Origin of the sequence: Sutterella sp., assembly GCF_052272535.1 — a bacterium.
Taxonomy (GTDB): domain Bacteria; phylum Pseudomonadota; class Gammaproteobacteria; order Burkholderiales; family Burkholderiaceae_F; genus Sutterella.
Genome location: NZ_DAVZJY010000018.1, coordinates 1 through 5,690, shown reverse-complemented (window position 1 = coordinate 5,690; position 5,690 = coordinate 1). Strand labels below are relative to the sequence as shown.

At 53.4% G+C, this 5,690-nt stretch carries 6 protein-coding genes; 4 read left to right on the top strand and 2 right to left on the bottom strand.

Annotated elements, in window-relative coordinates; genetic code table 11:
- The 3 genes from ACT6Y9_RS02170 to ACT6Y9_RS02160 form a co-directional block, all read left to right on the top strand.
- Window positions 1-1,034, top strand: a 1,034-nt coding sequence (locus ACT6Y9_RS02170; RefSeq protein WP_443743350.1) for a ParA family protein, incomplete at its 5' end; no start/stop codon positions are given.
- Between the two features lie 169 nt (window positions 1,035-1,203).
- Window positions 1,204-2,268, top strand: coding sequence for a ParB/RepB/Spo0J family partition protein (locus ACT6Y9_RS02165; protein ID WP_443743349.1), 1,065 nt, complete (start codon window positions 1,204-1,206; stop codon window positions 2,266-2,268).
- 297 nt (window positions 2,269-2,565) lie between these two features.
- The gene (locus ACT6Y9_RS02160; protein WP_443743348.1) at window positions 2,566-3,651 is read left to right on the top strand and encodes a tyrosine-type recombinase/integrase; all 1,086 of its coding nucleotides are present in this window, start codon (window positions 2,566-2,568) and stop codon (window positions 3,649-3,651) included.
- A gap of 153 nt (window positions 3,652-3,804) precedes the next feature.
- On the opposite strand, the gene ACT6Y9_RS02155 is transcribed toward ACT6Y9_RS02160, so the two are convergent.
- Together ACT6Y9_RS02155 and ACT6Y9_RS02150 are read right to left on the bottom strand one after the other, a co-directional pair.
- Window positions 3,805-4,086: an HU family DNA-binding protein gene (locus tag ACT6Y9_RS02155; RefSeq protein WP_443743347.1), complete on the bottom strand. Its 282-nt coding sequence runs from the start codon at window positions 4,084-4,086 to the stop codon at window positions 3,805-3,807.
- Window positions 4,087-4,095: 9 nt separating this feature from the next.
- Window positions 4,096-4,824, bottom strand: coding sequence for a thermonuclease family protein (locus tag ACT6Y9_RS02150; protein WP_443743346.1), 729 nt, complete (start codon window positions 4,822-4,824; stop codon window positions 4,096-4,098).
- Window positions 4,825-4,991: 167 nt separating this feature from the next.
- Here ACT6Y9_RS02150 and ACT6Y9_RS02145 point away from each other — a divergent pair, with 167 nt between their 5' ends.
- Complete coding sequence (locus ACT6Y9_RS02145) at window positions 4,992-5,306, top strand: hypothetical protein (protein ID WP_443743345.1); 315 nt, start codon at window positions 4,992-4,994, stop codon at window positions 5,304-5,306.
- The last annotated feature ends 384 nt before the right edge of the window (window positions 5,307-5,690 follow it).

The window sequence follows — 5,690 nt, the reverse complement described above, 5'->3', positions numbered from 1 at the left end:
CCCTCCGTTCCTCAGACCTTTCGAAGCCGTTCTTCATTTCCCTACGGCCCCAACGGGAATGGGGCTTCCGGAAGAACTTCACCATAATGAAGTTCGGTCCGGATGAAGGCGCATCACATCACGAATCGAATGTTTCAACCATCATTTTGATCCGCCATACGCAAAACTTGCGCATCTGGTCCATGCCAAGACGTGCACAACAGGCAAAAATGTGTGCTGATGTTCACAAACCATCTTCACTAACCCATCATTCCTCAAAGGACTTCATCATGACCACGACTATTGCCTTTGCGAACCAGAAGGGAGGGGTCGGAAAGACCACCCTATCGACGCAATTGGCGTACTACCTGCGAATCACGCTCGGGAAAACAGTACTGTTCCTCGACATGGATGCGCAGGGAAGCGCTACCGAAACGCTTCTAGAAGGCAAACCCCTTGAGGGCACGCCGTCTCAACATCTCTTCCGTGACGCTGTGGAATCAATCCAGATCCAGCCCACGGCACGCGGCATCGACCTAATCGGCTCTACGCAGTCACCTGAGGCTTATGACGTTGAAGCCCTTCCCCTTCCGCAGGTTCTCAATCCCAAGAAGTGGTTGAACGACATCATTCCGCAATATGACTATGTTGTGATCGACTGCCCGCCGTCGCTTGGTCGTCGTCTCGCAGGTTCGCTCATTCTTGCGGACTATGTGGTTTGTCCGATCAAGCTCTCGGGCTATGCCGTCTCTGGTCTCCGCAGCCTCTTCGCAACCATTAAGGAGATCAAGAAAAGCACAAACAAGCGCCTGCAAATTCTTGGTGTGGCGGTGAACGAGTACCAAGGCAACGCGGTCCAACGAGATGCGCTCAAAGCAGTGACGGAAGCCCTTCCGAACTTCCTTTTCGACAGCAAGATCCATCCGCGCTCGCCTATCGACATTGGATCGCGAGGCACGCCGATCTTTGAGGTGCGCAACGGCCAGCGTGCTTCCGCCGAGATGAAGGCGCTTTTTGAAGAAATGCTCCGCAAGATTCACGGAGATCGGAAGTAACTGTAGGTACCGGGCGTTTACGGAGCCGTTTTATTGATGCGCTTCACACGCCCGGTTGAGCCTGTTCACTCAGATTTACAATTTTCAAGCTATGTCTTTCACTTCCTCTCTCTCCGGCCTTGGAGACCTAGCCGCCCTCGGGCAAGACCTTGACGACGCAAAGGAGTCCTTGGAGTGGGCACGCATTCCCATCGAGCGCATCTACAGCCGCGCTCAGCCTCGGACGATATTTGAAAAGCTCGATGAGCTCGCCGAGAGCCTGAAGGAACTCGGGCAACAACAGGCAATCGTCGTGACCGATGATGGACAGGGCGGCTACCTCATTGAGCAAGGCGAACGCCGTTGGCGTGCGGCGAAGATTGCCGGCCTTGAGTCGCTCTACTGCGTCATCCGCCATGAACCGATCAACCTCGAAGACAAGGACCGTGCACTGCGTCAGCTCACGGAGAACATCCAAAGAGACGACATGAAGCTTTGGGAGCTTTCACAGGCAGTGTCCGGGTTGGTGAACAGCGGAATCCCGATCCGCGAGTTGGCGAAAAGGCTGGGCAAGAAGGAGTCTTTCATCAGTGCGCTCAACGCGGTGGCGACCTGCCCGGACGAGCTGAGACAACTCGCCGAACGCCAGCTCATTCAGGACGTGCAGGCGATGCGCAGGCTCCAGAAGATCTATGACGAGAATCCTGCCTATGTGAAGAAGCAGGTGCGCCGTTGGTTTGACAAGGCGAAGAAGCTACAGGAGGAGACCGGCTCGTCGAAGAGCCCCTTCACGATCAGCAGACTTCAGGTTGAAGAAGTCTATGAGCGCATGAAGCGGAAGACGGAGGCGGGTGAGTCCAAGGCGGAAGTCCCCGACGAAGACTCGGGCGAGGTTGCCGCGCAGGAAGAAGTCGCCAAGGGTGAGTGGACCGACTCGACGGAACGAGATGAAGAGATCGAATTCCCGGAAGCGGGTGATCAGGCCGATGAAGCGCGCCCAGTTGAAGAGCCGATCCTGACGCTGCCTGACGGCTGCACTCAGATTCCTACCGGGAAACTGCGCATCGAGGTGACTTGGCTGGGGAAGAAGGCGTACATCGTGCAGAACGCCCTGCCCCCTGCCGGGAAAATCTGCATCCAGGTTTCCAACAAGGAAAATAGGCTCGAAAGCCCGGTGATGGCGAACGCATCGGACATTCAGATCGTTCAGGTGGTTCAGGCTGCGGGAGCGACGACGCTGTACTCGTCGCTGTAGTCGTTCACAGCGCCGAACCGCCCTTCGCTGGCAACTTTTTGAGGTTCATTTAATTGCCCGAAGTCCTTGGGGCCCAATGGCTTCGGGCATTTTCACATCAACCTGAGGCGAATTTTGAAGCGCTTTCATTTTACGGATCAGGGTGATTCATCCCCGAAGGCGCTTGAAACATCTCCGTCAGGTTGTTGCCGATTGCTATGGTCGATTGGCATTTTTTAGTTTGAATGCATCACTTCCACCACCTAATAAAATGGCAATTTTTTCGGGTGATGGAAGTGCCAACCTCTCTCCTCCACCATGTCGAATCTCGTCCCGATTGAGTCTCCAGTAGAAGTCGTCGAACCGGTCACAGTCGCCACGTTCGGACGCCTCCCGAGCACGAGCATCAGGCCTCCCTCTGGGTATGAGTATGTCAGCACCGAAAACGCGGCGGCTCTCTATCTCAACACGCTCGGTTCAAAGACCTCCGTCTCCACCGTCCGTTCGAAGCTCAACCAGTTCGCACGGTTCTTCAACTACCCCGGCTACGATGATTGCGATTGGCATCTCATGCGGTACGAAAACGTCCTTGCATTCATCTCCCACCTCAAGGCCATGGACCCGCCGATCGAAACAACGACGATCAATGGTTATCTCTGTGCGATCAAGGGAGTTGCCCAATCGGCATGGAATCTCAATCAGATCACCGATCACGACCTCATGCGCATCAAGGCAATTAAACAGTTGCGCGTTAGTCGAAAGATTGCCGGCAAGGCATTGACTCAAACTGAATCCAGCGTGATGCTGTCAAAGGTTGATGGGGATTCCAGCTTGGAAATCAGAGATCGAGCCATTCTGATGCTGCTGCTCGGTTGCGGGCTACGTCGCGCTGAAATTACGGGTATCCAGATGCAGAATGTTTTTCTTCTGGAATCACGTATTCGATTGATCGGCAAAGGCAACAAGGAACGAGACATCTTCATGAACCCTACGGTTCAATCGAATGTCGAGGCATGGATTCATGCGCGCCGGGATCTGATTACGCAATGGAATCAGAAGAACCGATGGAAGGACGGGAACGCCGGGAACGGCGACGGCGGATATCTGTTCGGTCGATTCACACGAGGCTACGGCTATTTAGTGATCAATCGCCCGATGAATCCCTGTACCGTTGCCTCCATCGTTGAAAAATACAGGGATCAGGGGCAATCCACGGTTGCGGGCCTCAAAGAAGTGACCACGCATGATTTGCGGCGCACCTTTGCCACGCGGTTGCTCGACAAGGGTGTAGACATCGCGACCGTCAAAAATCTCATGGGGCACAGCAACATAGCAACGACGACGTTGTACGATCGCCGCGGTGAGGACGCGATGAGAAAAGCGGCCAACCTCGTGGACATATGAAAAAGAAACCCTGTCCGGCAATGACGAGACAGTGTTTCTTTTTCGACTATCCGGTATTGGCATTCCCAGATCAGCCATAAAAAAAGGAGGGCTTAGAGAGCCCTCCCAACCAGAGTCAAGGACTCTGGACCCTTCCCATTCCCCATAGGAATTCTATTCAGACTTGCGAACCGCTTCCTTCAATGCAGCGCCCGGAATGAAGCACGGCATGCGGCAGGCGTCAATATGCATTTGCTCCCCGGTCTGGGGGTTGCGACCAATTCGGGCCGCCGCCTCACGAATCGTGAAGACGCCGAAGCCATTGAACCGAACCTCTTCCCCCTTGGACAAGCTTTCCGTCAAGATCTTCAACGCGCTGTTGATGACCAACTTAGTCTTAGCGGCAGTGAGCCCCGTATCAATAGAAACAGCGGTGACAAATTCTAATTTCTTCATGTTCTTATCCTAGAACAGTGATTCAAAAAAGGCCTTAAGCCATCGACTGGCTCCCTCGCCAAGCTTCGAAAAGATCTCCCACCAACTGAGCCGCTGCTTGGGCTCCAACTTAGAATCATCATTCGCTTCATCTTCCGACAGAAGACTACGCTTCAGGTTGTTGATGTTTGATTCAAGCGATTGGAAGTCGTTTTCCATTTCAGCACTGATGCCTTCCAAGGTATCACGCTGTTCTTCTTCGGCGGCTTGAGCTGCCTCTCGGCGTTGTTTACGCCACGTCCAAGGAGGAATCGGACCCGTGGATCCCCACAAGCCGACGCCATTCGATCGAGCATCAACTTCTGCCGCACGGTAGGCGTTGCGCCACTTTCCGGGAAGTTGACTACCGTAGTCGCTGTAGAACCACGCAAATCCGTGCTCCAACATGTAGAGGCCAACATCCGTTCCGTTCACAGCGACGGAAGCCAATCTGCGTCCGTACTGATCTTCATCATCCACATCGAGGATGACGCTTTGACCCAGAGCAATCTGTTTGAGCGCTTCCTTAGCCTTCATCCCAAAATCCTGTTTGGATTCTGGCGCGTCGATTCCCTTGATGCGGATGCGGAGCACTTCGTTCTGAGTGATCACCGCGAGCGTATCGCCATCAATCACGCGATCGACTCTGCCATGCTGAATGGCCGCATTGGCACTGGAGGCCAACACCATGACGACGATGAGGGGAAGAAGGCGAGGCATGTCAAACCTGAGGGGTTGATTGAAACAGGGGAAAGTTTAGGTGAGCACCTCCACAAACTCCGACACCGGATTAGCAGAAGTTGCGCATCGGGCGCACGGAAGGTGTTCGACCCGCGGCTATTCTTGGAGCGCAAGTGAACCAAGACCATGCCCAGACGAGGCTGATTATGACCACACAGAATACTGGCAGGGTATACGACATCAATACCGCATCTGAATTGACGATTCTGGAAACTCCCGACATGTTAGCTACCTTCAACATCAAAAAGGCGGCGCTATGGAAGCGGGTGAAGACGCAAAAACTCCCTCCCCCGATCGACAATGGCGGGGCCAACGGAAGAGCCCGGTGGACGATCGGGCAAATTCGCAGTTGGACATCTGCATTGGCTGAAATTAAAACGCAGCATCAAAAAGAACGGATGCAGAAATTGGTCAACGAAAATCTATCCTTAAAATACAACCACTCTCTAGATTTCCTCTAAAGAACGGAAAATAAAAAACCACCTGTCGGTAATCGGCAGGTGGTTTTTTATTGCCCGAAGAAGGCGAGGATCGGACTTCCCTGCTTAGCGCGTTGCTTGAGCGCAACAGCTAATGGGGGTGGTCGCGAGGGCCTCCTCTGGTCGGTTCGGCAGGCTTTCTGTGTTCAGGCGATAATGTTTCTTGCAAGTGGTGATCTGTATGGTGGTCTGTACTTCTGAATGGACTTGGAACACCATGGAGTACGGCGTTTATAGCACTACTTCATCACATCATCAAAATGAGGTTAAGCCCATGATTTAGCTCTATTTAGCACAACCCCAAACCTGTCCCCAATTACCTGTAAGTGCTCCCTTTGCGTAGTCCACAACTCGATTTTCGAAAAA

Bases quoted from the DNA above. Each gene is read 5' to 3' on its own strand.
- ACT6Y9_RS02150 (WP_443743346.1), bottom strand. From the start codon at position 4,824: ATGCCTCGCCTTCTTCCCCTCATCGTCGTCATGGTGTTGGCCTCCAGT.
- ACT6Y9_RS02155 (WP_443743347.1), bottom strand. From the start codon at position 4,086: ATGAAGAAATTAGAATTTGTCACCGCTGTTTCTATTGATACGGGGCTC.
- ACT6Y9_RS02145 (WP_443743345.1), top strand. From the start codon at position 4,992: ATGACCACACAGAATACTGGCAGGGTATACGACATCAATACCGCATCT.
- ACT6Y9_RS02160 (WP_443743348.1), top strand. From the start codon at position 2,566: ATGTCGAATCTCGTCCCGATTGAGTCTCCAGTAGAAGTCGTCGAACCG.